This is a genomic window from Acinetobacter lwoffii (genome assembly GCF_022809915.1).
Lineage (GTDB): Bacteria > Pseudomonadota > Gammaproteobacteria > Pseudomonadales > Moraxellaceae > Acinetobacter > Acinetobacter lwoffii_M.
Genome location: NZ_JALGQY010000030.1, coordinates 1 through 26,503, shown reverse-complemented (window position 1 = coordinate 26,503; position 26,503 = coordinate 1). Strand labels below are relative to the sequence as shown.

The following is a 26,503-nucleotide window of genomic DNA, read 5'->3' as shown; positions in this document are numbered from 1 at the left end:
TATTTAGAAATTTTATACTTTTTCTGCAACTTTCATCCATCGGAAAATTGGAATTAAACAGATAATTGCCACGATCACGATGAGGTTCAGATAATTTTGATAGCCTAAAGCATCTCCCAAAATACCACTCAGACTATAAAGTCCCCCACTCACCGTAGCCATCAGTGCCACCTGAAAGGTGAAATCAGTACCAGCCAGATGCTTGCGACTGTATTGCATGACCAAGGTCAACATGACCACCAAAAGCATGGCTGAGATCATGTCTTCGGCCGCATTGATCAGATAAATGATCCAATTTTCTACTTTGTTTTGAGCTTCATACTGGCCAGCCAGCCAGGCATAAGCCATTAAGCTCAATATTTTTAGAATTGAGAAAATAATCAAACTCGAGCTGCGAGACCAGTACTTCAGACACCAGCCCGCCAGTCCGGCTCCAATCAAGGCAGTCAATGCTCCCAGCATGGTGACATAAAGACCAATCTGGCTAAAGCTCAGCCTGAGATCCACCATCAAAGGTTTTAATAAAGGCCCGGATAAACCATCGGCGATTTTAAAGCTCAGTAAAACCAGAAGCCACCTCGCCAAGCTTAAATCTGACCAGAAGTATTGAAAATAGGTTTTTATATTGCTGAGTGCAGGTCCTTTATCAGCTGGCGTGATAATTTTTGAATGCTGAGGTTCTCTAAAAAATAAAATGGGTAAAGTATTAAGAAAAACCAGCGCAGCCAGCAACAGAAAGGTACTTTGCCATTGCAGCAGATCGAGCAACCATAATATTGCTCCACCTCCGACAATGAATCCTAGACGTGAACCAATCACCTGAAAGGTATTGCCCCAATGCTGTTGCTCATGATTCAGAATGTTCACTGCCAATGCATCGGTGGCAATATCCTGCGTCGCGCCAATGCCATTCATCAACAAAAGCGTGATAAAAAACAGCAGTAAATACAGTGGCTGGTTTAAAGCCTGAATGGGTAGAAAAGAAAGTCCAATCAAGATAACAACTGACAGCCATTGCAGGGGAATAATCCAGCTACGGTAATGACCTTTGGCGATTGATCCATACCGATCGACCCAAGGTGCCCAGAATATTTTAATCGACCAAGGCAGCATTAACAGACCAAAGCCCCCGATATGCGCCAGTGATACCCCTTCAGCCCGCAGAATGACCGGCAAGGCATGCGTCATAAATCCGACCGGAAGCCCCTGTGCCCAATACAGCGAAAATAGTAAAATATAGATATTCCGCATATTTAGGCCAAGTCCTTAAGGTGAAAAGGCATCACCAGCATTTAAGATGCTATACATTTTGCCAATGATCCAGATTTTACAACAGTCTAATATAATAAAAAATAAAGAAAAATTAGTTTCAGGACGAGACAAAAGCAATGGCCCAAATACGTTTCCCCCAACTCCCGCCGCATGTGCCAGCCCGCGGCAGCAAGCTGAGCCGGACTTTTTTCAGGCAGCTTTTCTTGGCCCAAGGCTGGCGTCTGGAAGGTGAATTTCCAGACTTACCTAAAGCAGTCGCGATTATTTCTCCGCACACCTCCAATATTGATGCATGGCTGGGTTTTAATGCCTTGCTTGGTCTCGGTATTCAGATTACGATTTTTGGTAAAGACAGCCTGTTTCGTACACCGCTAAAACCGGTACTGGAATGGATTGGCGTCGTTCCTGTCGTCCGAGATAGTCCACAAGGTCATACCCGACAGATTGTCGAGATTATTGAAAAATCGCAGCAGATCTAGGTCGGCATGGCACCGGAAGGTTCACGTAAGGCACCAAAAAAATCCGCGGCGGTTTTTATCCTATTGCCAGAGCAGCCCATTTGCCGATTGTGATGTTTTGCTTTGATTATGATATCAAGACCATTCATATCCTGGGCGTGTACCATCTGACCGGTAATTATGAATACGACCTGAAACAGATTTATCAGCATTATCAAGGTAAATTCTCGGCCAAAAATCCGGACTGGGTGGCCAAGCCGTTACAAAAGCTTTTGAAAAAAGACTAGGCAAATACGGCTTTTTTTGATGTGATAGCCTGAATTTTGTTGATTTAATCACCAGTTTTTATAATGAAATTAGCTCGTTATGCCTTAATTGGCTGTCTTGGATTCAGTCTTGCAGCCTGTGATAAAGCCACTAAATCACCCACGCCTGCCACGCCAATAAAAGCCCGTGAACCTGTCGTCGCCATTGCCCTCGGTGGTGGCGGTGCCAAAGGTTTTGCCCATATTGGCGTCATTAAAGTGCTAGAGTCGCATGGCATTAAACCAAAAATTGTCACAGGCACCAGTGCCGGCAGTTTTGTCGGCAGTTTGTATGCCAGTGGCAAATCGCCTTATCAGTTACAGCAGATTGCCCTGAATTTTAAGGAATCCGATATCCGTGACCTCACTTTAAATCGGCAAGGAATTATTGCCGGACAAAAATTGCAGGATTTCGTCAATAAAAATGTGGCGAACAAACCGATTGAACAATTCCCAATTCGTTTTGCTGCAGTTGCCACTCGCCTGGACAATGGCCGTAAAGCTGACTTTATTAAAGGCAATGCCGGACAGGCGGTTCGAGCATCCTGTAGCATTCCGAATGTGTTTGTGCCTGCAGTGATTGGTGGAAGCAAATATGTCGATGGCGGTCTGGTCAGTCCGATTCCGGTCAAGACCGCCAAAGATATGGGAGCAGACATTGTGATTGCCGTGGATATTTCTGCCCGTCCGGATGGTAATAAGGCTCTAAATATGTGGGGCGTACTAGATCAGACCCTGAATATTATGGGACAGCAAAGCATTCATGAGGAACTGAGTCAGGCCAATGTGGTGATCCAGCCCAAAGTCGGCCATATTGGTACTTTAGACCTGAAAGCCAGTAATGCGACCATTCTGGAAGGTGAAAAGGCTGCTCAGCTGAAAATCCGTACTATTGAAAAAGCCATTAGCAACTTCAAGCAGTCTCCCGCGGCATTTAAACCGCCACGTCCGGCAAAATTTTGATGCATGAATTTTTTATATTCATCTGCGGCCGCATCTGCTACATTGAAGATCAATCATATAAAGATGATGATTAATTAAATACTTAGCGATATAGGTCACGATATGGAATTAGTTCTTGAACCTTGGCACTGGTTTGTATTAGGCATCCTTCTGATTCTATCGGAATTACTACTGCCCGCATTTGCTGCCCTGTGGTTCGGGATCGGTGCCATCATGGTTGGCGTCCTGTACTGGATGTTCCCGATGATGGGACTGACGACCCAGCTCCTGACCTGGATCGTACTTTCTGTTCTGTGTACGCTGCTCTGGTTTAAGTTTATCAAACCGCTTTCCATTGATAAGACCAAAGCCGGTCTATCGCGTGAAGCGACCATTGGTCAGGTGGGCATGGTGATTCAGACTAATCTGGATCATGGGCAAATCCGGGTGCGCTTTCCGATGCCAGTTTTAGGTTCGGATGAATGGGAATGCCGAACTCTGGACCCAGTTCAGGTCGGAGACCGCGTTCGCGTCGTGGATATTCTGGGTAATGACCTGGTCGTACAACCTCACAGCACGAATTATCAAAATCAATAAGGTGAATAAGCTATGTCTGGTGGTTCTATCATTGTTATCGCGTTTCTGGCCTTTGTTGCGATTACCATTTTTAAAGGTGTGCGGATTGTGCCGCAAGGCTACAAATGGATCGTACAGCGTCTGGGTAAATACCACACCACCCTAAATCCGGGCCTGAATTTTGTCATTCCTTATGTGGATGAAGTCGCCTATAAAGTCACAACCAAAGATATCGTTCTGGATATTCCCTCACAGGAAGTGATTACCCGTGATAACGCGGTTCTGCTGATGAATGCAGTGGCCTATATCAACCTGACCACACCAGAAAAAGCAGTGTACGGGATTGAAAACTACTCATGGGCAATTCAGAACCTGGTACAGACTTCACTGCGTTCGATTGTCGGTGAAATGGATCTGGATGATGCCCTATCTTCACGTGACCATATCAAGGCACGCTTGAAATCCAGTATTTCCGATGATATCTCGGACTGGGGAATTACCCTAAAGACTGTGGAAATTCAGGATATTAAGCCATCAATTACCATGCAGACTGCGATGGAAGAACAAGCCGCTGCTGAACGTCAGCGTCGTGCAACCGTCACCAAAGCTGACGGTGAAAAACAGGCCGCAATTCTGGAAGCGGATGGCCGTCTGGAAGCCTCACGTCGTGATGCCGAAGCGCAAGTGGTTCTGGCTGAGTCTTCACAACGTGCAATTGACATGGTGACTTCTGCCATTGGTGATAATGAAATTCCGGTCGCCTATTTACTGGGTGAACAGTATATTAAAGCCATGCAGGATATGGCCAAGTCGCCAAATGCCAAGACCGTGGTACTGCCTGCTGATGTGCTGAATACCATTCGTGGTGTCATGGGTCGCCCTAACTAATTTATCTTTTGACTTTATATATAGGCAGCCCGAGGGTTGCCTATTTTTATTGGCACAAGAAAATCTCAGCAAAAAATGTGAATTTATGGTTAAATTTCGCGTTTATTTTTGAAATCTACTGGATTTGATGTTGCCTGACTTTCGGATTAAAGTTCCTCGCAGCTGTCTTATTCCTTGTTTCGATCTACTGTCCAACTTAAAAATGGATACCGTATGAGCTCCCTAAATCCAACCTTAATTACTTTTCTTTTCTATATTGTCGCAATGGTGGTGATTGGCCTGATGGCTTATCGCGCGACAAGCAACTTTTCCGATTACATCTTAGGGGGCCGACGTTTAGGGAGTTTCGTAACTGCACTTTCTGCTGGGGCTTCCGACATGAGTGGCTGGCTCCTGATGGGCCTGCCCGGTGCGATTTATCTTTCCGGTCTGTCTGAAATGTGGATTGCCATCGGTCTGATTATTGGTGCCTGGCTCAACTGGCTACTGGTCGCTGGCCGTTTACGCGTACATACCGAAGTCCAGCACAATGCCCTGACCCTGCCGGATTATTTCTCGAATCGTTTTAACGACCAGAAGAAAATCCTGCGTATTGTTTCGGCTTTCGTGATTCTGATTTTCTTTGCGATTTACTGTGCTTCCGGCATGGTCGCAGGTGCACGCCTGTTTGAAAGCATGTTCGACATGTCTTACAGTACCGCACTCTGGATCAGTGCCATTGCCACCATCAGCTATGTATTTATTGGAGGCTTCCTGGCAGTCAGCTGGACCGATACCATTCAGGCGGGTCTGATGATCTTCGCCCTGTTGCTAACGCCAATCGTGACATTGATGGCATTTTCAGATATGTCCCAGATGACTTTGGCACTGGAAGCTGCTCGTCCTCAAGCAATGAATATTCTGGGTGATCTGAGCTTTGTTGCGATTATTTCACTACTGGCCTGGGGGCTGGGTTACTTTGGCCAGCCGCATATTTTGGTGCGCTTCATGGCAGCAGATTCGGTCAAGTCGATTCCAAATGCACGTCGTATTGGCATGACCTGGATGATTCTATGTCTGGGCGGTGCGGTGGCAGCCGGCTTCTTTGGTATTGCTTATTTCCAGCAGCATCCAGAACTGGCAGCTGCAGTGAATGCCAATCCTGAAACCGTATTTATGGAACTGACCAAAATCCTGTTTAACCCATGGATTGCCGGTGTAGTTCTGGCTGCGATTCTTGCCGCAGTAATGAGTACTTTAAGCTGTCAGCTACTGGTCTGCTCAAGTACCCTGACGGAAGACTTCTATAAATCTTTCCTGCGTAAAAATGCCTCGCAAAAAGAACTGGTCTGGGTTGGCCGTTTGATGGTACTGCTGATTGCCTTGCTGGCGATCTGGATGGCGGGTAATCCTGAATCTAAAGTTCTGGGTCTGGTGGCTTATGCCTGGGCAGGTTTTGGTGCCGCTTTTGGCCCGCTGATTATCCTGTCATTGTTCTGGAAACGCATGACTTTGAATGGTGCTTTGGCCGGTATGATCGTGGGTGCAGTCGTAGTTATTTTCTGGAAGAACCTGTTTGCTGACACTGGCCTGTATGAAATCGTTCCTGGTTTTATCTGTTCAATGCTGGCGATTGTGGTGGTGAGCCTGATGGGTAAAGCACCAACAGCAGAAATTACCGATCGCTTTGAAGAAGCTGAACGCCTGTATAACGAAAGCAAATAATTCTGTATCAACTAAAAAGAGGACTTCAAGTCCTCTTTTTTTATGCGGTTCCTTTAAAATTTTTTAGAAAAATAATTTTTCAATCAGCTTTTGCGCGTGAGCAGGAACTGGGTAATTTGCCTCAACTCTTCCGCCCCTTCAAAATGGTTCAAGGCATTGATCGCCTGATCATGTAATTGCTGGGCATAGGCCTTGGCCTGCTCCAAACCCATCAATGCCGGATAGGTCGATTTTTCTACCTGTTCATCCTTGCCGGCTGTTTTCCCCAACACTTCGGTATCGGAAATAATATCCAAAATATCATCCTGTACCTGAAAGGCCAGACCAATCGCCTGTCCAAACTCACGTAATTTAGGAATGGCCAGATCGGTACCCTCAAAAATAGTCACCGCCGCCATCATGATCGCGGCACTAATCAAAGCACCGGTTTTATTGCGATGAATATTTTCCAGTGCTTGCTGATCGATTTTCTTGCCTTCAGACTGCAAATCTAAAACCTGACCATTCACCATTTTCGAAGAAGCGGTTGCCAGAATCTGCATCTGCTTCAGTACAATGGAAGCTTCTACCGCTGGCCCCTGATCAAACAGACGACTGCTCAAAGTTTCAAAAGCCATAGACTGCAGGATATCACCTGCCAGCAACGCTGTATCTTCCCCATAAGCTACATGGCAGGTCGGCTGGCCACGACGTAGCAAATCATTGTCCATACACGGCAGATCATCATGGGCCAGTGAATAGCAGTGAATAAACTCGATCGCAACCGCTGCACGGCGCACTGCAGCGCTATTCTGGTTGGGTTTTAATGCGGCGGTGGCATAGCATAGTGCTGGACGTACTCGTTTACCGCCAAGCATCACAGCATGATGGACTGCCGACCTTAAAGGTTCCGGAATAGCAAAGGCTTCCAGAGCGGTCAATAAATCCTGTTGAATGCGGTGTTGTGCTTGAGTGAGTGCATGGGTTGATACGTCAGTGATAGATGACACATTCGCCTCGAATACGTAGTCCAGAAGAATAAAATGACAAGCGAATAAATGCCTGTACGCTGATCAGGCATTGTACCTAGAAATGCCTTGAATTTTCAGCCATAAATTGAATTGTTCTGCTGAAATTTGCTATTCAACATCAAATAAGCAAGTCAGAGATTTTAAACCATAAAAAAACCACCGCAGAACCGGTGGTTTTATTCAGGTTAAATGTATGCACAGCATTTAAACGAGAACATCTTCTGGTACGCGCACCCAGCCTTCCATCAAGACGCGGGCACTCCGGCTCATGATGGCCTTTTTCACTTTCCACTCACCATTTTCAAAACTTGCTTGTGCACCGACTCTCAACGTCCCGGAAGGATGACCGAAACGCACCGCTTCACGCTCTACTCCGCCTGCGACCCGGTTCACCAGTGTTCCGGGAATTGCTGCAGCTGTACCAATCGCCACCGCAGCCGTACCCATCATGGCATGATGGAGTTTACCCATAGACAAGGCACGAACCAGAATATCGGTGTCTGATTCAGTGACAGTTTTGCCACTTGAAGAGGTATAGCTACTCGGTGGTGCAACAAAGGCAATTTTTGGCGTGTGTTGTCGGGTTACGGCTTCTGCAATATTCTGAATCAGTCCCATCTGCTTCGCCGCATAGGCACGAATTGTCTCAAATTTTGTCAGGGCTGCCACGTCATTATTGATATGATCCTGAAGCTCGGTACCCTTATAACCGAGATCTCCCGCATTTAAAAATACCGTCGGAATGCCGGCATTAATCATAGTCACTTCGAAGCTGCCAATATTGGGGACTTCCAATGTATCGACCAGATTACCTGTTGGAAACATCGAACCGCCTTCAGCATCGTCATCGGCTGGATCCAGAAACTCGATCTGCACTTCGGCCGCAGGAAAGGTTACGCCATCCAGTTCGAAATCACCCAGCTCCTGCACCTGTCCATTCTGCATCGGCACATGTGCAATAATGGTTTTCTGAATATTGGCCTGCCAGATGCGTACTGTGCACAACCCATTTTCAGGAATACGTTCGGCATCGACCAGACCATTGGAAATGGCAAATGCACCTACTGCCGCGGTCAGATTGCCACAGTTGCCACTCCAGTCCACAAAAGGACGGTCAATCGACACCTGACCAAATAAATAATCGACATCATGATCAGCGTGTTGGCTTTTTGACAGGATCACCGTTTTACTGGTGCTGGAACTGGCACCCCCCATACCATCGATCTGTTTCCCGTATGGATCTGGGCTACCAATCACGCGCAGCAAAAGCTGATCACGAATCCGGCCAGGCTGTTGTGCTTGCGCAGGTAGGTCATCCAGCTTAAAGAAAACACCTTTACTGGTGCCTCCACGCATATAGGTTGCAGGAATCTTGATTTGGGCGGCAAAACTCATGAATTATTTCATCCTTTAACTTGTCTTTGTTTTCGTACAGGTTATTCAATATTTATATTCAAAGTATAGTATGTTGAAAGCAGAACTGCTTGGCTGCCAGACCTTAGTATAAAAAAACGGCATTTGTATTTTATCCAAGAAAATAGAGAACTCATCAGTAACAGTTTCAATAAAATTAATATATTGATTCATTTATATTTTATTTCAGTTATTTATATGAATATTTTTTATTATTCCTCCAACAATATTTCATTCTTAGGATGGACTAGGCTTCTTTAGTCTGATCAATTACAATCAGCCACTTATCATTTTCCATTGTCGGGCTGAACACTTTGAATAACGAGTCTTCACAACTTCAGCGTGGCTTAAAGAACCGTCATATTCAGTTGATCGCCATGGGCGGTGCAATTGGCACAGGCTTATTCTTAGGTTCCGCACAGGTGATCCAATCTGCGGGTCCTTCTATTATTTTAGGCTATGCCATTGGGGGCCTGATTGCATTTTTAATCATGCGTCAATTGGGTGAGATGATTGTTCATGAACCTGTCGCAGGTTCATTCAGCCATTTTGCTTATAAATACTGGGGAAAATTTCCCGGTTTCCTTGCGGGTTGGAACTACTGGATTTTGTATATCCTGGTAGCTATGACCGAACTTACCGCAGTTGCGAAATATATCAACTACTGGTGGCCGCATATTCCAGCCTGGGCATCGGTACTGTTTTTCTTTATCGTGATTACACTGGTCAACCTCGGCAATGTGAAATTCTACGGTGAATCAGAATTCTGGCTTTCCATCATTAAAGTGACTGCGGTCATCTCGATGATTGTCTTTGGCCTGTATCTGATCCTGACTGCTGATGCTTCTTCAGGCGCATCTTTTAGCAATCTTTGGACCGCGGGCGGTTTCTTCCCGAATGGTTTTGAAGGTCTGTTCTACATGCTGGCCTTCCTGATGTTTGCCTTCGGTGGGATCGAACTCATTGGTATGGCGGCTGCAGAAGCTGAAAATCCGGAAAAAACCATTCCGAAAGCCATTAATCAGGTGGTTTTCCGTATTCTGATTTTCTATGTCGGTGCTTTGACGATTCTGTTGTCACTCGTGCCTTGGAATCAGCTTGAACTTGGTGGTCTGGACAAAAGTCCGTTCGTGATGATTTTCAGCCAGCTTGGCATTGACTGGGCAGCACACTTACTGAACTTTATTATCCTGACAGCAGCATTGTCTGTATATAACAGTGGTATGTACGCCAACAGCCGTATGCTCTATGGTCTGGCTCAACAAGGAAATGCACCTAAACTCTTCATGAAAGTGAATAAGCAAGGTACGCCAATTCCTGCTGTATTGTTCTCTGCTGTACTGATTTTCGGCTGTGTACTGCTCAACTACTTCGTGCCTGAAGATGCCTTAAGTCATCTGATTTACATCGTAGTCGGTGCACTGGTATTGAACTGGGCCATGATTACCCTGACCCATCTTAAGTTTATTCAAAGCATGAAAAAGCTAGGACAGAAGACTTCTTTCCCTGCGCTATGGTCTCCGGCGGGCAATATTCTGGTTCTTGGTTTTATTCTTACGATTCTTTACATCATGTGGACGCAAGGATTCCAGGAATCTATTTTGATGATCCCGCTTTGGATCGTGGTTATGTTTGGTCTGTTTAAGTTACTTAAGCCTAAAAATATCTAGACAACTCCTGTAGCTATGAGTCCTTAAAAGTTATTGCTTCGGCAATAACTTTTTTTTGTATTTTTTACAGTACAATAGCCTTCTTTTCGCGCCCTTAGCTTAACTGGATAGAGCAGTTGCCTCCTAAGCGACCGACGTGGGTTCGAGTCCCGCAGGGCGCACCATCCTTTCAAAATGTGATCTATACTTCAAAAAATTAGCGTTAATCTTCATATTTTTAGAATATTTTTTATACAAAAAATCATTTTTTCTTCATTATTTTATTTCTATTACTTTCAAATACTTATTTCAAAATGAGGCTATTTTTTGGTGTAAAAACTCTATTTTGATGCTTTTTTAGACTAATTAGTTTTTTCTAGAGCATTTACTCTTATTTTAATTGTGCTATTTTTGTCACATGGAGTAACAAATGATTGCGGATAAATACCCGAAATCTCCAAGAATTTAATAAGTGCAAACAACAACGCCAGATATAAATTTGTACCTCAAGGAAAGACGTAAATGAAATTAAAAACATTAACTACTGCAATGATTCTCGCAACTGTACCAATGACGGGTGCATTTGCAGCAGCTCTAGATCGTTCAGGCCAATCTATTGCAGCCTTCCTGCAACCGGGTAACTATTTTGAAGCAGGTATTTCTGTTCTAGACCCATCTGTATCTGGTAAAGAAGCTGGAACAAGTGATACTCGCCGTAATATTAGTGATATGGCGGGTGATTATTATTTTCCAAGTGCTGCTTTAAAATTTCAGCCAACCAGCAAATTTTCAGTTGGTATTTTATATGACCAACCGTTTGGAGCAGATGCTACCTATACAGGTAATAACGTATTTGTTTCCGATTCTACGAATACAATTTTAGCTCCTGACGCGTTAGCAGGAATTCGTCAAAATACAATTAATACCAACTTTAATGCGTTGACTCCAGAGCAAAGAGTTGGAGCGGCTTTACAAGCGCAGGGTGTTGACTTAACCACTCCAATTGGTCAAGCACAGTATACTGGGACTTTAAATGCGTATAATACTGTTGATGCAGTAAGAGCACAAATTGATGCTGGTGTACTTGCAGGGGTAACTGCACGCGTAGATGCTGGTTTAGCTGATGTCAACGGCTTATTAGGAACTGGTAGTACAAGCGTAGAAGTAGATACTCAAAATTTATCATTTATTGCAGGTTTCCAACCAACTGAGAATTGGAATATTTACGGTGGCGCAGTTTACCAAACGATCAAAGGTAATGTTTCATTACGTGGTCAGGCTTACAGCTTATACAATGGTTACGATACGTCTATTCCAGAAGATAGTTCTGTAGGTTGGTTAGCCGGTCTTGCTTACCAAATTCCTGAAATTGCATTAAAAGCATCTATTACTTATCGTTCTGAAATTGACCATGATGTTAATATGAATGAAAGTATTCCAACCTTACCAGCTTTAGCTTTGCTCCCAAATGGGGCAGCAGCAGCAGCAGCTATTGCAGCAGCAAGTGGTGAGACAAAAATTACTACTCCACAGTCTGTAAACCTTGATTTCCAAACAGGTATTATGGCGAATACTGTAGCTTTTGCGAATGTTCGCTGGGTTGAATGGTCTAAATTCTCAATTCAACCTTATAAATTTGGTCTAATATCAGAAGCAGTTGGCCCTATTGTGGATCGCCCAGATGGCTTCAATCTTGTTGAATATGAAGATGACCAAATTTCAGCAACTGTAGGTGTGGGTCGTAAATTTAATGATCTATGGGCTGGTAACGTATCTGTAGGTTGGGACTCTGGTGCAGGTAACCCTGTATCTACACTTGGCCCAACTGAAGGTTATTGGAATGTAGGCTTAGGTCTTCAGTACAGTCCAACACCAGCTACTTTCATCGCGGGTGGTGTTAAATACTTCATGTTAGGTGATGCAAAAGCACAAACAGGCGCACAAGCTGGTAGTTCTGAATACGTCGCTGAATTTGAAGACAATAAAGCATGGGCATATGGCTTAAAAATGGGTTACCGCTTCTAAGTTTTCCTATAATAAAAACCACTTTCGAGTGGTTTTTTATTTTTTAACTCTTATTTTATACACTTGCATATCATTTGCTTGTTTTACAAGCAATTAATCCTGCTCCAAATATCAATTTTTTAAAATTTATCTTTAATTTTTATTTTCTTATTTATCATTTAGTTAATATAAAAATATAGTATAAATACTCTAAGCAACCCTTTTATTTAACCGCCTTAGTTCATTTCTTCAACAGAGCTGAGTATTTACTCTTTTTAAAATTATGTTACTTTTCCTGCACATTTTTGTTACAGATGGCATCAGGGAACGTACCATGAAGCTCAATAAAATTTATTCTGCTATTTTACTTAGCACTTTACCTCTTTCTGCAGTTCAAGCAGCTGGCTTAGACCGTTCTGGTCAATCTATTTCTGCTTTTTTACAGCCGGGTAACTATGCTGAAGCAGGTATTTCTGTTCTTGATGCTGAAGTAAAATCAAAACAGCTTAATGCGGATGATATGGCGGAATCTTATTACTTCGCTAATGCCGCAATTAAAGTACAAGCAACCGATAAAATTTCTTTAGGCCTGATTTATGATCAGCCTTATGGTGCAGATTCAAACTATCAAGCTGTAGGTCCTCTTTCTATTTTTTCTCAAGGGAATGAGTCAACTTCTGTAGAAGTAAAAACACATAATATAACTGCACTTATTGGTTACCAGCCAACAGAAAACTGGAACTTTTATGCAGGTCCGGTATGGCAAACGGTAGAAGCCGATATTTCTCTTCGTGGTTTAGGATATGGTGCATCTCCAACTGACCCTACTAAACGTGGCCTGAGTGGCTATAACATCCATATCGAACAAGAAGAAGCTTTTGGCTGGCTTGCTGGTTTTGCTTATCAAATTCCAGAAATTGCATTAAAAGCTGCTGTAACTTATCGTTCTGAAATTGATCATAAAGCCAAAAGTGTCGAAACATTTTCTAGTCCACGTGGTGTAGCAACATTACTGACTTCTGATGTCCATGCGGTAACCCCTCAGTCAGTAAACTTAGACTTTCAAACCGGTGTAGCAGCCAATACGATCGCATTTGCAAACGTACGTTGGGTACATTGGGATCAATTTGCAGTAACCCCTGAATATCTTAAAAATGCTTCAGGCAATAATTTGATTGATTATTCAGATGACCAATGGTCTGCAAATGTTGGTGTTGGCCGTAAATTTAGCGACAAATGGTCAGGTTCTACTTCTGTAGGTTATGACTCTGGTGCAGGCAACCCGGTCACTACTTTAGGTCCAACTGAAGGCTACTGGAATGTAGGCTTAGGCGCGCAATATAGCCCTGCAGAAAACTATTTCATTCAAGGTGGTGTGAAATACTTCTGGTTAGGTGATGCAACTGCGAAAGCAGGTAAGAACGAACTTGGCGATTTTGAAGATAACCATGCACTCGGCTATGGTATGAAAATCGGTTACCGTTTCTAATTGCGTTAAAAAATTAGTATTCAACAAGAAAGGGCGCTATAAGCGCCCTTTCTTTTATTACATACACTTAAATATTAAGCTGGAATATCACGTACTGAAGCATTACGAATCGCTTCTTTTAACGCATCATAACCACGAATTGGCGGGAATTGCGGGAATTCAGCAATCACATTTTCAGGCGCATCAAACAGGAAACCATGATCTGCTTCACCTAGCATCGTGGTATCATTATAAGAATCTCCTGCTGCAATCACACGGAAGTTCAAGCCATGTAATGCTTTTACGGCTTGACGTTTTTGGTCCGGCTGACGAAGTTTATAAGCCGAGATCATGCCTGCTTCATCTGTTTCCAGTTTATGACAGAAAATCGTCGGCCAATCCAGTTGCTTCATCAATGGATGTGCAAATTCATAGAAAGTATCTGAAAGAATAATCAATTGAAAATGCGTACTCACCCATTTCACAAATTCTTTTGCTCCTGGGAATGGACCCATTTCTGCAATCACTTCCTGAATATCGTTCAAGCCTAAACCGTGCTGTTTTAAAATATTCAGACGTTGGGTCATCAGTACATCATAGTCAGGAATGTCACGAGTCGTCGCTTCAAGCTCTTTAATACCGGTTTTTTTGGCAAAGTTAATCCAGATTTCTGGAACCAACACACCTTCTAAATCTAGACATACGACTTCCATGAACATTCCCTCTAAGTTGTATTGAAAAAATTTTGCACTATCATAGCTGAAGAAACAGATTTTGCACTGTACTTTTTTAAATCTATTTTTTTCATAAGTATTTATTTTTTAGTGATAAGTCAATTAAATCAATTCTATTAAAATAGATGTGAAATTAACTAATATAGGCCATGTCCTTTCCAAGCCTATATCGCCAGGACTCTCATGACCATCATTCCTACTATTGATCGTATTGATGCGCTTGCATCTGAATATGCTGATAAATCGCCCAATGAAATTTTGGCACTTGCACTGAGCCAGCAAGGTGAAATTGCGATTTCATTTTCTGGTGCTGAAGATGTTGTATTGATTGATATGGCGTCGCATCTCGGTAAACCGTTCCGGGTATTCAGTCTGGACACTGGCCGTCTACATGCAGAGACGTATCAGTTTATTGAACGGGTGCGTAAGCATTACAACATCGAAATTGAAATCTGCTTCCCTGAAACTGATGCAGTACAAAATTTAGTGACCACCAAAGGTTTATTCAGTTTCTTTGAAGATGGTCATCAGGAATGTTGCGGTATACGCAAGGTTCAACCGCTACGTAAAAAACTGGCCACATTAGATGGCTGGATTACTGGTCAGCGCAAAGACCAAAGTCCGGGTACACGCAATGAAATTCCTGTGGTTCAGGCCGATCCAGGTTTCTCCGGTCCTGGAAAGCAGTTGATTAAGTACAATCCTCTAGCCAACTGGTCCAGTGCAGATGTCTGGAGTTATATCCGTATGATGGAAGTCCCTTATAATACCCTGCATGAGAAAGGTTTTGTTTCAATTGGCTGTGAACCTTGCACCCGCCCTGTGCTGCCAAATCAGCATGAACGCGAAGGCCGCTGGTGGTGGGAAGAAGCCACCCATAAAGAATGTGGCTTACATGCTGGCAATCTAAAAAAATAAAGTTAAGTTTTATCGTTCCTATTGATTGAAAGACTATTTTTTAATAAAGATAGTCTTTTTTAATTGATAATTTTACATTTAGTGACAAGATAGAAATTACCTTTTATCGGGATAATATTATTTTAATTAAAGAATTGATAAAATTTTAGCTCATTGATTTATTTGCATAAAATGTGAAATGGAACACAATGCTATTCTTCTAATAACACATAATTATTAAGTTACACTCCACTTCGCCTAGTAAATACTATTTTTAGAAAACTATTTTAAAACTAAAATTTTCACATTTCATAAACTTAGGAAGATATTTTGTTCTTGTCAATAGCCACTTTTTCACAGTTGAGGCAAGATAAAGCAGTTCATTTATATGCTAAAAAAGATATACTTTAAAAACTAAAGTAATAATTCTAACAAGGCTTTTTAGCAAAAAAGCCATAGAGAGTGCAGTGAGGCAATCCACGCTATGCGTCCATTACATCCAATTGATTTTATTTTCTTAACTTTAGAGAAACGGCAGCAGCCTATGCATGTAGGTGGACTATTTTTATTCCAAATTCCCGACAATGCGCCAGCTTCCTTTATTCAGGATCTTGTCACGGATATCCAAAATTCGAAATGCTCCCCTATCCCACCTTTTAACAATTATTTAAACGGCCTGTTTTGGGATGAAGACCAAGAATTTGATTTAGATCATCATTTTCGTCATATTGCCCTGCCAAAACCGGGCCGTATCCGTGAATTGCTAACCTATATTTCTCAAGAACATAGTGCCCTGATTGATCGTGCCAAACCTTTATGGACCTGTCATATTATTGAAGGCATTGAAGGAAACCGTTTTGCCATGTATTTCAAAATTCACCATGCTATGGTGGATGGAATCGCTGGCATGCGTCTGGTAGAAAAGTCGCTTTCACATGATCCAAATGCCAAGAGTATTGTACCGCCATGGTGTGTGGAAGGCCCACGTGCCAAACGCCTTAAAGCACCTAAAGTGAACAGGTTTAAAAATGTCCTGCAGACCATTAAGGGGCAACTGGAATGTGCGCCACGAGTTGCTTATGAATTGTCGCAAACCGTCATGAAAGATATGGGACGCAATCCGGATTATGTATCCAGCTTTCAGGCGCCAAGCAGTATTCTGAATCAACGCGTCAGTGCTTCACGTCGCTTTGCAGCCCAGTCTTTCGAATTTTCACGTTTACGTCATATTTCTAAGGCATTGGGCGTGACCATTAATGATATTGTCTTGGCCATTTGTTCAGGTGCATTACGTGAATATTTATTATCGCAAAATGCCTTACCGAAAAAACCGTTAATTGCTATGGTTCCAGCTTCTGTTCGCAGTGACGATTCAGATATATCCAACCGTATTACCATGATTCTGGCCAATCTGGGCACGCATAAAGAAGATCCGCTAGAACGTCTCAAGATCGTACGCCGCAGTGTGCTGAGTGCCAAAGAGCGCTTCAAACGCATGAATGCCAACCAGATTTTGAACTATAGTGCCTTTGTCTATGGTGCAGCAGGTCTGAATATTGCCTCCGGTTTAATGCCGACACGTCAGGCGTTTAACGTGATTATTTCCAATGTACCTGGACCACAAGAGCCCCTTTACTGGAATGGTGCCCGTCTTGAAGCACTTTATCCGGCTTCTATCGTACTGGATGGTCAGGCCTTGAATATCACCATGACCAGCTATTTAGACAAACTGGAAGTCGGCTTGACCGCATGTCGTAATGCCCTGCCGAAAATGCAGAACTTGCTGACACATCTGGAAGAAGAAATTCAACGTTTTGAACTTATTGTAGATGGCGAACCTGTCCCAAAGTTACGGGCGGTAAGCTAGCCGCGGATGAATAAATAAAATAGATGGATTGTCAAAGGTGTTGATCATTTTTGCCAGTCTTTGAGCACAGAATAAAGGGACCGATCTGGTCCCTTTTCTTTATTTTTTGGAATCTTTTTAAATTATTTTAGAAATTTTGGATGACTTCTCTATTTAAACGTCTATCCAAATCATTTTTTGACAAGTTAAAAACAATGCACAAATATAATCAGCTTTTAATAGTACGGCACTGTTGTAATAATTGATGGCAGACGTTACGGATCATGCTCGCGGTAATCTGAACTTCATTACCGCGCTCATCAACGATATATCCCGCATGTACAGTCTTTGGTTCTAATACGTGTTTTAGGCCTTTATGGATTACTGCTTTACTCATACTCATCACACACTCCTTTTGCTAAGCCTGAAACTGGGAGAAACGGCTTTGGCTAATTCATGCATCTAGTATTGTAAATAAAGGCCCGGTTGTAAAATTTCAGATGTAACAAGTGTTTAACGATATTCTGTTACAATTTCAGCTGAGAATGATATCGTATTGCTCTTGCGTATATAGATTTTCCACCTGAAACTTAATCACGCGATTAATGAAATGTTCTAGATCAGCGACTGCAGGCGCTTCTGCCGTCAATAATCGATCAATGACAGCCGGATGCGCGACAACAGTAAAGCCACTCTGTGACTCATAAGCACGAGCATAACGCAGAATCTCCCTGAATATTTCGTAACATACTGACTCGGCTGTTTTGACATAACCGCGTCCTTGACAGGTCGGACAAGACTCGCACAGCAGATGTTCCAGCGACTCACGGGTGCGTTTCCGGGTCATTTCCACCAAGCCCAGTTCTGATACCTGAGTAATCTTGGTCTTGGCATGGTCACGTTCCAGCATGCGCTCAAACTGTTTCATCACTTCTTCACGATGCTGCGCTTCCTGCATATCGATGAAGTCGATGATAATAATGCCGCCGAGATTACGCAGACGTAACTGACGCGCGATAACATCCGTCGCTTCCATATTGGTTTTAAAAACCGTATCTTCCAACGAACGGCCACCAACATAAGAACCGGTATTGACATCAATTGTGGCCATGGCTTCAGTCTGGTCAATCATCAGATAACCGCCAGACTTCAATGCGACACGAGTTTGCAATGCCTTTTGCAGATCTTCTTCGACATTATACAAGTCGAAAATTGGCCGCTCGCCCGGATAATGCAGCAAACGGTCTTTCATGTTCGGGACAAATTCTTCGACAAATTCCTGCAACTTGGCATGAATTTCACGTGAATCCACGTAAATTTTAGCAGTTTCTTCATTGGCCAGATCACGAATCACCCGTTGCGGCAAAGGCAATTCTTCAAAGATCAAAGACGGTACTGCAATAATCTTCTGCTTGCGCTGGATATATTCCCAAAGCTTGGCCAGATAAGCCATATCTTGGGCAATGGCTGCTTCTTCAATACCTTCAGCAGCGGTACGTACAATCACTGAGCCTGGCAGCTTATGCTCGGCCTGAATCCGCTCAATAATCGAACGCAAACGATTGCGCTCTTCCTCAGATTCAATCCGTTGTGATACACCTATATGATTGCCATATGGCATCAGCACCAAATAACGCGAAGGAATAGAGAGATCGGTAGACAGGCGTGCGCCTTTGGTACCGAGCATATCTTTCATCACCTGAACCGTGAGGACTTGTCCCGGTTGAAGTAACTCAAAGACATTCGGCGTCGGTTGATTGCGGGGCCAGACCATATCATTGATATGTAAAAACGCAGTACGAGAAAGTCCGATATCCACGAAAGCAGCCTGCATGCCGGGTAAGACCCGCACCACTTTTCCTTTATAGACATTCCCTACCAGGCCACGCTTGGCCGTACGCTCGACAAACAGTTCATTGACCGTGCCGTTTTCAATTAACGCGACCCGACATTCCATCGGCGTGACATTAATCAACAACTCGTCAGACATAACTACACTCAAAACATTATAAGAATTCTTTTCAGCAGTTAATTTAGTGCCTTAACCGTCTGTAATAACTGTACTGTCTCATATAAAGGCAAGCCGACCACATTGGAATAACTGCCCTGTATTTTTGGAATATAACGTGCTGCAATTCCTTGAATCGCATAAGCCCCGGCTTTACCCAGTGGCTCACCTGTCGCCCAGTAACTTTCCATATCTACGGCGCTCAGGATTTGAAATTCGACCTGCGTACGTACCACTATACTGTATTTTTCATCTTTTGTACGAACACAGACACCGCTATAGACATCATGCCATCGACCGGAGATTTTTGTCCACATTTCAATCGCATGTTGTTTGGATTCAGGCTTACCCAGAATCTCCTGATCCACCCCCAGACTGGTATCCGCAGCAATGATGATGGCATCTGGATAATACTCAGCCACGGCATCTGCTTTGGCTCGTGCCAGACGTTCAACATAGGCTGCGACCGACTCGCCTGCTTGTACCGATTCGTCAATTTCTGGACTGTAAATATCGAAGCTCAGCCCGAGTTGCTGTAACAACTCGCGGCGCCGGGGTGAGCTCGAAGCAAGAATTATACGCGCCATTTTTTGAGCACATAATAAATAGCAGGCCAAACCAGAATACTGGTCAGCATCGGAATCCAGTGCCTTGCATAAGAAAATTGCACGCCAGCCACAATCTGGGAAAAAAAGATCATTAGCAGATGCGCGACAATCGCCAGCCCCATAATCACCCAGAGATTATTAAAGGTCAGGATACGGCGCTCACGGGTTAGAAAGCGGGCTAAAAAGGCAATAATGATAAAGCTCAGCGCATTCAGACCCAAAGGTGCATCCAGCAGCAGATCAATAAAAATACCGGTACCAAAGGCAAACCAGATGCCACACCAGGTCGGCTGGCACAGCACCCAGAAAAGCATGATCATCAGCATAAACAGCGGACGCCAGCCCGAGAGATTATAGGAAAGTGGATAGACCATTAAAATAGAAGCCACAATCACCGAAATGACAATAGCCATTAAAGGATCACGATGCTGTCTGGATTTCATCTTAGCGATTGACATGCGGTTGCTCCATCGCTAATGAATCGGAAAATAACACCACCACATGATGTCCACCAGCCAGTTGGGCTGCAGGCGTGACATCAATCTGGGCAAATTCACCGGAATTATGCCGTTGTACTTTAGACACCTGCCCTACCAGATAACCTGCCGGGAAATGTTGTCCCAAGCCCGAACTATAGACTTTTTCACCAACCTTGATGTTAGCACTGGTCGGTACATATTCCATTTTTAAACGTCCCAGATCGCCCGTGCCCGAAACAATGGCACGCATTCCGGTATGTTCCAAACGCACTGACAGTGAATGTTCTTTATCAGACAACAGCATGACCCGGCTACTATGCGGATAGACATTGATAATCTGCCCCATAATCCCCTTGTCATCCAGTACGGTTTGCCCGACTTTCAGCTCGTTATTTGAACCCCGGTTGATCACAATGATATGTCTTAAAGGATCGGCATCGGTGCCAATCACTTCCGCAATTTCAATACGCCCGTCAATGATCAGTGGTGTATCGAGCAGACCGCGCAAACGGGTATTTTCAGCAGAAAGTTCAGAGATTTTTTGTAAGCGTACCTGTGCCTGTAGCAACTCGGCCTGCATCGCGGTATTTTCCCGGCGCAACTGAGCTTCAGACTTGGTTTGTTGATTCAACCACTCTCGCGACAATACCGGATAACTGGCCACCGCATAAATAGGATTATAAGCAGCGTACAGGACATCCCTTGCAGGTTGAACAACATGCGGCATGCGCCAATCAAAGAAAAGCACCACCAGGCATGTCACCAATGCAATGATAAAAGAGCGAAAAGATGGCGGTTGTCGAGAAAACAGATGTGCTTGCACCCGCCGGATCCTTTTCTTAGCCTACGAATAACATGTCATGATTTGGGTTGTCGAAAAATTCGAGTACCTTGCCGCCACCACGTGTCACGCATGATAGTGGATCTTCTGCCACCACCACCGGCAGGCCAGTTTCTTTGGCAAGCAGCTTGTCCAGGTTACGTAGCAATGCACCACCACCAGTTAACACGATACCGCGTTCAGCGATGTCCGAAGAAAGCTCAGGAGGTGTGTGTTCTAGCGCAGATTTCACAGCAGACACGATGTTTTGCAATGGATCAGAAATCGCTTGGGTGACTTCGTCAGAATTAACCACGATTGCGCGAGGCACACCTTCTGCGAGGTTACGGCCACGAACTTCAATTTCAAGCGGTTTAGCACCTTCATCTGGCAACGCCATACCCACTTCTTTTTTGATCACTTCTGCCGTGGTTTCGCCGATCACACAGCCATGCGCTTTACGCACATAGTTAATGATCTGCTCATCAAAGACATCACCGCCAATCCGTAAAGAGTCTGCATAAACACAACCTTGTAGGGAAATGATTGCAATTTCAGTGGTACCACCGCCAACATCGACCACCATCGAACCACAAGCCTGCTCAACTGGCATACCTGCACCAATCGCTGCTGCCATTGGCTCTTCAATTAAACGTACATCACGTGCGCCCGCATTAAACACGGCTTCACGAATGGCACGGCGCTCAACCAGAGTCGACTTACATGGCACGCAAACCACGACACGCGGTGCCGGAGTAAATAAACGGTTTTCATGTACTTTGCGAATGAACTGATTCAGCATGGTCTCAGTGACTTCAAAATCCGCAATCACACCGTCTTTCATAGGACGGATCGCTGAGATATTGGCTGGGGTACGACCTAGCATTTGCTTCGCTTCAAGACCGACTGCCGCAACAATTTTATGTGAACCACTATGACGGATGGCTACAACCGTTGGTTCATTTAATATAATGCCTCGTCCTGGCGCATAAATAAGTGTATTTGCTGTACCTAAATCAATGGCAAGATCGGGCGAAAACAAGCCTATTAGTCGTTTTAGAATCACGGGGACGTTCTCAGTTAAACTTTATATGGACGCAAGGTCGCCACTTTAACTAAATGTGATGATTTGGACAAGTCAATCGCTTATCATAACGCATGATAATTTGAATTTTTTTAATACTGATTAGGTAATATTATGTCTACATCGGATGCACAGCATTCTGCAGATTTAAGTGCAGAAACAGTTTCAGCTATTGCCAACCTTGCAAGGTTATCTCTCAATGATACGCAATCTGCTGAATATGCTCAAAGTTTAAATAAAATTTTAGGCATGATGGAAACCCTGAAAGGCATCAATACCGACGGTGTTGAACCACTGAAAAGCCCTTTCGACCACCCACAGCCTTTACGTGAAGATGTCGTGTCGGAAAGCAATCATCGTGAGGAATACCAAGCAGTTGCACCTGCTGTACAGGACGGTTTGTATCTCGTCCCACGCGTGATTGAGTAATTATTACCCAGTTCATTCTTTTTATTAAATTAAACGTAAAGAATTATTTCTCATGACAGATTTACACCGCTTATCCATTCGTGAACTGACTGAAGGTTTGGCAAATGCTCAATTTTCATCCCGCGAATTGACTCAACACTATTTAAAACGCATCGAAAAAATTGATGCACAGGTCAAGGCTTATGTGACCGTGACTGCTGAACAGGCATTGGCTCAAGCTGATGCTGCCGATGCTGCAATCAAAGCTGGCAATGCCTCTGCCCTGACTGGTGTGCCAGTTGCCCACAAAGATATTTTCTGTACCCAAGGCATTAAAACCACTGCCGGTTCAAAAATGCTGGACAATTTTATCTCTCCTTACGACGCAACCGTTGTAGCGAAAGGTAAAGCTGCGGGCCTGGTCACTTTGGGTAAAGTGAACATGGACGAATTCGCGATGGGTTCGACCTCTGAGAACTCATATTACGGCGCAACTGCCAACCCTTGGAACCTGGGCCATGTCCCTGGTGGTTCTTCAGGCGGTTCTGCAGCAGCTGTGGCAGCGGATTTGGCACCATTTGCAACTGGTACTGACACCGGTGGTTCAATCCGTCAACCTGCATCATTCTGTGGTCTGACCGGTCTTAAACCGACTTACGGTCGTGTATCGCGCTTCGGTATGATTGCTTATGCATCATCACTGGATCAAGGCGGTCCGATGGCGCGTTCAGCAGAAGACTGTGCTTACCTGATGAATGTGATAGCCGGCCATGATGCAAAAGATTCAACTTCAATGGATCAAGCGGTAGATAACTATGTCGCGAATCTGAACGCTACCTCAGTAAAAGGTTTACGCATTGGTATTCCAAAACAGTATTTTAATGTTGCTGGCCTAGATACTGAAGTCAAAGCCCGGGTTGAAGAATCACTGAAAAAACTGGAAGACATGGGCGCAATTCTGGTTGAGATTGATCTCAACATGACTGAAAGCTATGTTCCGACTTATTACCTGATCGCACCTGCCGAAGCTTCTTCGAACCTATCACGTTTTGATGGCGTACGTTATGGCTATCGCGCAGAAAATCCTGTGGACCTGATGGACCTGTACAAGCGTTCACGTTCAGAAGGTTTTGGTGCAGAAGTGCAACGCCGTATCCTGATTGGTACGTATGCCCTGTCTGCAGGTTATTACGATGCTTACTATGTAAAAGCACAGAAAGTACGTCGCCTGATCCAGCAAGATTTCCTTAAAGCATTTGAATCGGTCGATGTCATTGCAGCACCTTCTGCGCCAACGACTGCCTATAAAATTGGTGCAGATTTAACGCCAGTTGAAATGTACCTGGGCGATATTTATACGCTTGCGGTAAATCTGGCAGGTCTTCCTGCGATTAACGCGCCTGTCGGTTTTGACCAAAATAACTTGCCAGTTGGCTTACAGCTGATTGGTAATTACTGGTCAGAATCTCAATTGTTGTCTGTGGTACACCAGTATCAACAGGCCACCGATTGGCATACAAAACGCGCTGCAATTGCTGAGGAGAACGCATAATGGCTCAAGCTCAAAAATCGGCTAAACCAAAATCCAACCTGATTGATGGTTGGGAAGTCGTTATTGGTATCGAGATTCACACTCAGCTTGCCACCAATACTAAAATTTTTTCAGGTTCATCGACTGTATTCGGTAATGATCCAAACACCCAAGCCAGCCTGGTTGATTTGGCTATGCCGGGCGTATTACCGGTATTAAACAAAGAAGTGGTTGATCTTGCGATTCGCTTTGGTTTAGGAATTGATGCGTATATCGATCAGGCTTCTATATTTGCTCGTAAAAACTACTTCTATCCGGACTCTCCAAAAGGCTACCAGATCAGCCAGATGGACAACCCGATTGTGGGCTTGGGGCATATCGACATCCAGCTTGAAGATGGCACCGTTAAACGCATTGGCGTAACCCGTGCGCATTTAGAGGAAGATGCAGGCAAATCGATTCATGATCAGTTCGAAGGTATGTCAGGCATCGACTTGAACCGTGCTGGTACGCCGCTGCTTGAAATCGTTTCTGAACCGGATATGCGTTCGGTTGAAGAAGCGGTTGCTTATATCAAGGCAATTCACACTTTAGTGCGCTGGTTAGGTATTTCTGACGGTAACATGGCGGAGGGTTCGTTCCGCTGTGACTGTAATGTATCTTTACGTCGTCCGGGTCAACCGTTTGGTACACGTTGTGAATTGAAAAACCTGAACTCATTCCGTTTCATTGAACAAGCGATCAATGTTGAAATTGAACGTCAAATGGAAATTTTGGAATGGGATGGCACCATTGATCAGGAAACGCGTCTGTTCGACCCTGTAAAGATGGAAACGCGTTCAATGCGTTCTAAAGAAGAAGCGAACGATTACCGCTACTTCCCTGACCCAGACTTGTTGCCTGTGGTGATTGCTGATGAGCAAATCGAAGCCATTAAAGCAACCATGCCTGAGCTTCCTGCTGCACGCCGTGCACGTTTCGTGGCGGACTTTGGTGTGACTGAGTACGATGCACACGTTTTAACGCTTACACGTGAAATGTCAGAGTTTTATGAAGAAGTCGTGAAAGCTGCTGGCGGCGCTGCACAAGGTAAGATTGCTGCAAACTGGGTGATGGGCGAATTCTCAGGGGCGCTCAACAAAGCAGGCCTAGATCTTCAAGATTCTCCTGTTTCTGCGGAAAAACTTGGCGGCATGATCGCACGTATTGTCGATAACACCATTAGCGGTAAGATCGCGAAACAAGTGTTCGGCTTTATGTGGGATGAAGGCAAAACTGCGGACGAGATTATTGCTGAGAAAGGCTTGAAACAGGAAACTGATACAGGCGCGATTGAAGCAATTATTAAGGAAGTACTTGCTGCCAACGAGAAGATGGTTGAAGAGTATAAGTCTGGTAAAGAGAAAGCTTTCAACGGTCTTGTGGGTCAAGTCATGAAAGCGTCTAAGGGTAAGGCAAACCCTGCGCAAGTGAATGAGTTGATGAAGAAATTGATTGGTTGATTTAAACCATTAATTTGAATAAAAAAGCCTCGATTTATCGGGGCTTTTTTATATACTAAAACATCATGATTATTTGAATAAAAATAATGGAATCAATCGATGTCATCGTAGCTCTTATTGGCATAGTAGTAGCAATATTCTCTATTCCTAAATCCTTACATGCAATCGGCGAACACAAACGTAAAAAGTTTAAGCACGAATTAGATAATTTTATCGAATATTTTGAAAAATTTTATAAAGCAGATGAAAGTAAGTATCCCAAATTATTAAGAGATAAAGCTGCTCAAAATATTACTCGCTCCAAAGATATGAATGCAGAATTACTTCACTATTTAATCAATTTACATGAAAAGGGTTTAGTAAACTTTGATCAAGCCACAGATCATTACTACTGGGGAAGTAGATTTCTTACATATAACAGCAATAATAATGTAATTACTTTTAAAACAAAGAGATATACCTCAAGCAATGTATCCAAGTTAAATTATGTCTTGTATGCTTGTTTCCTTACTTTAGCTATATTTACATTAGTTGGATGGATTGAGTTTTTAAAAGTAACTTGGTTCGATAATATAATTAGTATCGCACTGATTATACTTGCTACAAGATTCTTAAATACTGCCGATGATATGAAAGAAGCTTTAAATTTTCTCAAGCTGATGAAGAATAGTGCTGATAAAGATGAATCTAAAGAAATGAATGAAACTGATAGTTCTATCGATTTGGCATCCTGAACCCAACTCTGCAAAAGTAAATGAATTAATGAAGAAATTGATTGGTTAAAACTGATTAATTTTGGAATAAAAAACCCGCTTTAGAGGGTAGTGTTCAAAAAACTGTGTCATTTCCTTAAACTGTTAAAAACAGGAATGATGCATTATGGCAACTACATTTGAT

23 protein-coding genes, 1 tRNA gene and 1 pseudogene are annotated in these 26,503 nt (G+C 43.6%); 15 read left to right on the top strand and 10 right to left on the bottom strand.

Features of this window, described 5'->3' with window-relative positions; translation table 11 throughout:
- Positions 1-12: 12 nt before the first annotated feature.
- Positions 13-1,251, bottom strand: a complete 1,239-nt coding sequence (locus MTX11_RS13355) for an MFS transporter (protein WP_243475325.1) — start codon at positions 1,249-1,251, stop codon at positions 13-15.
- A 137-nt stretch (positions 1,252-1,388) separates the two neighbouring features.
- Here MTX11_RS13355 and MTX11_RS13350 point away from each other — a divergent pair.
- The 5 genes and pseudogenes from MTX11_RS13350 (at position 1,389) to putP (ending at position 6,145) form a co-directional block, all read left to right on the top strand.
- Positions 1,389-2,017 (top strand): annotated as a pseudogene (locus tag MTX11_RS13350) (1-acyl-sn-glycerol-3-phosphate acyltransferase).
- A 63-nt stretch (positions 2,018-2,080) separates the two neighbouring features.
- A complete protein-coding gene (locus MTX11_RS13345) occupies positions 2,081-2,998 on the top strand; it encodes a patatin-like phospholipase family protein (RefSeq protein WP_243475324.1) in 918 nt (305 codons plus the stop codon).
- A gap of 102 nt (positions 2,999-3,100) precedes the next feature.
- Positions 3,101-3,574, top strand: a complete 474-nt coding sequence (locus tag MTX11_RS13340) for an NfeD family protein (RefSeq protein WP_005104688.1) — start codon at positions 3,101-3,103, stop codon at positions 3,572-3,574.
- 12 nt (positions 3,575-3,586) lie between these two features.
- A complete protein-coding gene (locus MTX11_RS13335; RefSeq protein WP_004279377.1) occupies positions 3,587-4,441 on the top strand; it encodes an SPFH domain-containing protein in 855 nt (284 codons plus the stop codon).
- A gap of 213 nt (positions 4,442-4,654) precedes the next feature.
- Positions 4,655-6,145 carry a sodium/proline symporter PutP gene (gene putP / locus MTX11_RS13330; protein ID WP_243475323.1) on the top strand — a complete coding sequence of 497 codons (1,491 nt, stop codon included), beginning with the start codon at positions 4,655-4,657 and terminating at the stop codon, positions 6,143-6,145.
- 83 nt (positions 6,146-6,228) lie between these two features.
- On the opposite strand, the gene MTX11_RS13325 is transcribed toward putP, so the two are convergent.
- Both MTX11_RS13325 and prpF read right to left on the bottom strand, forming a co-directional pair.
- Positions 6,229-7,134, bottom strand: a complete 906-nt coding sequence (locus tag MTX11_RS13325) for a polyprenyl synthetase family protein (protein WP_180180987.1) — start codon at positions 7,132-7,134, stop codon at positions 6,229-6,231.
- Between the two features lie 225 nt (positions 7,135-7,359).
- Entirely contained in the window at positions 7,360-8,550 is a 1,191-nt protein-coding gene (gene prpF / locus MTX11_RS13320; protein ID WP_243475322.1) for a 2-methylaconitate cis-trans isomerase PrpF, read from the bottom strand.
- A 332-nt stretch (positions 8,551-8,882) separates the two neighbouring features.
- On the opposite strand from prpF, the gene MTX11_RS13315 reads away from it, so the two are divergent.
- From MTX11_RS13315 to MTX11_RS13300, 4 genes are all read left to right on the top strand, one after another.
- Complete coding sequence (locus MTX11_RS13315) at positions 8,883-10,238, top strand: amino acid permease (protein ID WP_243475321.1); 1,356 nt, start codon at positions 8,883-8,885, stop codon at positions 10,236-10,238.
- 88 nt (positions 10,239-10,326) lie between these two features.
- A tRNA-Arg gene (locus MTX11_RS13310) sits at positions 10,327-10,402 on the top strand.
- A 337-nt stretch (positions 10,403-10,739) separates the two neighbouring features.
- Complete coding sequence (locus tag MTX11_RS13305) at positions 10,740-12,242, top strand: outer membrane protein transport protein (RefSeq protein ID WP_114541184.1); 1,503 nt, start codon at positions 10,740-10,742, stop codon at positions 12,240-12,242.
- A 313-nt stretch (positions 12,243-12,555) separates the two neighbouring features.
- A complete protein-coding gene (locus MTX11_RS13300) occupies positions 12,556-13,710 on the top strand; it encodes an OmpP1/FadL family transporter (RefSeq protein ID WP_243475320.1) in 1,155 nt (384 codons plus the stop codon).
- 74 nt (positions 13,711-13,784) lie between these two features.
- On the opposite strand, the gene thrH is transcribed toward MTX11_RS13300, so the two are convergent.
- Positions 13,785-14,402, bottom strand: coding sequence for a bifunctional phosphoserine phosphatase/homoserine phosphotransferase ThrH (gene thrH / locus MTX11_RS13295; protein ID WP_004646225.1), 618 nt, complete (start codon positions 14,400-14,402; stop codon positions 13,785-13,787).
- Positions 14,403-14,606: 204 nt separating this feature from the next.
- Here thrH and MTX11_RS13290 point away from each other — a divergent pair, with 204 nt between their 5' ends.
- The gene (locus MTX11_RS13290; RefSeq protein ID WP_005104697.1) at positions 14,607-15,341 is read left to right on the top strand and encodes a phosphoadenylyl-sulfate reductase; all 735 of its coding nucleotides are present in this window, start codon (positions 14,607-14,609) and stop codon (positions 15,339-15,341) included.
- A gap of 463 nt (positions 15,342-15,804) precedes the next feature.
- Entirely contained in the window at positions 15,805-17,187 is a 1,383-nt protein-coding gene (locus tag MTX11_RS13285) for a WS/DGAT/MGAT family O-acyltransferase (RefSeq protein ID WP_005251228.1), read from the top strand.
- A 208-nt stretch (positions 17,188-17,395) separates the two neighbouring features.
- Here MTX11_RS13285 and MTX11_RS13280 read toward each other — a convergent pair whose 3' ends face one another.
- The 6 genes from MTX11_RS13280 to MTX11_RS13255 all read right to left on the bottom strand — a co-directional run bounded on the left by MTX11_RS13280 (position 17,396) and on the right by MTX11_RS13255 (position 22,147).
- Positions 17,396-17,569, bottom strand: coding sequence for a PA1571 family protein (locus tag MTX11_RS13280; RefSeq protein WP_004646222.1), 174 nt, complete (start codon positions 17,567-17,569; stop codon positions 17,396-17,398).
- 132 nt (positions 17,570-17,701) lie between these two features.
- Positions 17,702-19,156 (bottom strand): ribonuclease G, encoded by a 1,455-nt coding sequence (gene rng, locus MTX11_RS13275; protein ID WP_243475319.1) that lies wholly within the window; start codon positions 19,154-19,156, stop codon positions 17,702-17,704.
- 38 nt (positions 19,157-19,194) lie between these two features.
- Entirely contained in the window at positions 19,195-19,761 is a 567-nt protein-coding gene (locus tag MTX11_RS13270) for a Maf-like protein (RefSeq protein ID WP_243475318.1), read from the bottom strand.
- Positions 19,749-20,240, bottom strand: a complete 492-nt coding sequence (gene mreD, locus MTX11_RS13265; RefSeq protein ID WP_243475317.1) for a rod shape-determining protein MreD — start codon at positions 20,238-20,240, stop codon at positions 19,749-19,751. The genes MTX11_RS13270 and mreD overlap by 13 nt, the downstream gene beginning before the upstream one ends.
- Positions 20,227-21,084 (bottom strand): rod shape-determining protein MreC, encoded by an 858-nt coding sequence (mreC, locus tag MTX11_RS13260; RefSeq protein ID WP_004279362.1) that lies wholly within the window; start codon positions 21,082-21,084, stop codon positions 20,227-20,229. Before mreC ends, mreD begins: the two co-directional genes overlap by 14 nt.
- Before the next feature lie 16 nt (positions 21,085-21,100).
- Entirely contained in the window at positions 21,101-22,147 is a 1,047-nt protein-coding gene (locus MTX11_RS13255) for a rod shape-determining protein (RefSeq protein WP_004279360.1), read from the bottom strand.
- Positions 22,148-22,279: 132 nt separating this feature from the next.
- On the opposite strand from MTX11_RS13255, the gene gatC reads away from it, so the two are divergent.
- The 4 genes from gatC to MTX11_RS13235 all read left to right on the top strand — a co-directional run bounded on the left by gatC (position 22,280) and on the right by MTX11_RS13235 (position 26,340).
- Entirely contained in the window at positions 22,280-22,594 is a 315-nt protein-coding gene (gene gatC, locus MTX11_RS13250; RefSeq protein WP_004279359.1) for an Asp-tRNA(Asn)/Glu-tRNA(Gln) amidotransferase subunit GatC, read from the top strand.
- Between the two features lie 52 nt (positions 22,595-22,646).
- Positions 22,647-24,125: an Asp-tRNA(Asn)/Glu-tRNA(Gln) amidotransferase subunit GatA gene (gene gatA / locus MTX11_RS13245; protein WP_243475316.1), complete on the top strand. Its 1,479-nt coding sequence runs from the start codon at positions 22,647-22,649 to the stop codon at positions 24,123-24,125.
- The gene (gene gatB / locus MTX11_RS13240) at positions 24,125-25,606 is read left to right on the top strand and encodes an Asp-tRNA(Asn)/Glu-tRNA(Gln) amidotransferase subunit GatB (RefSeq protein WP_243475315.1); all 1,482 of its coding nucleotides are present in this window, start codon (positions 24,125-24,127) and stop codon (positions 25,604-25,606) included. Before gatA ends, gatB begins: the two co-directional genes overlap by 1 nt.
- Positions 25,607-25,692: 86 nt before the next feature.
- Entirely contained in the window at positions 25,693-26,340 is a 648-nt protein-coding gene (locus MTX11_RS13235; RefSeq protein WP_243475314.1) for a hypothetical protein, read from the top strand.
- Positions 26,341-26,503 lie beyond the last annotated feature (163 nt).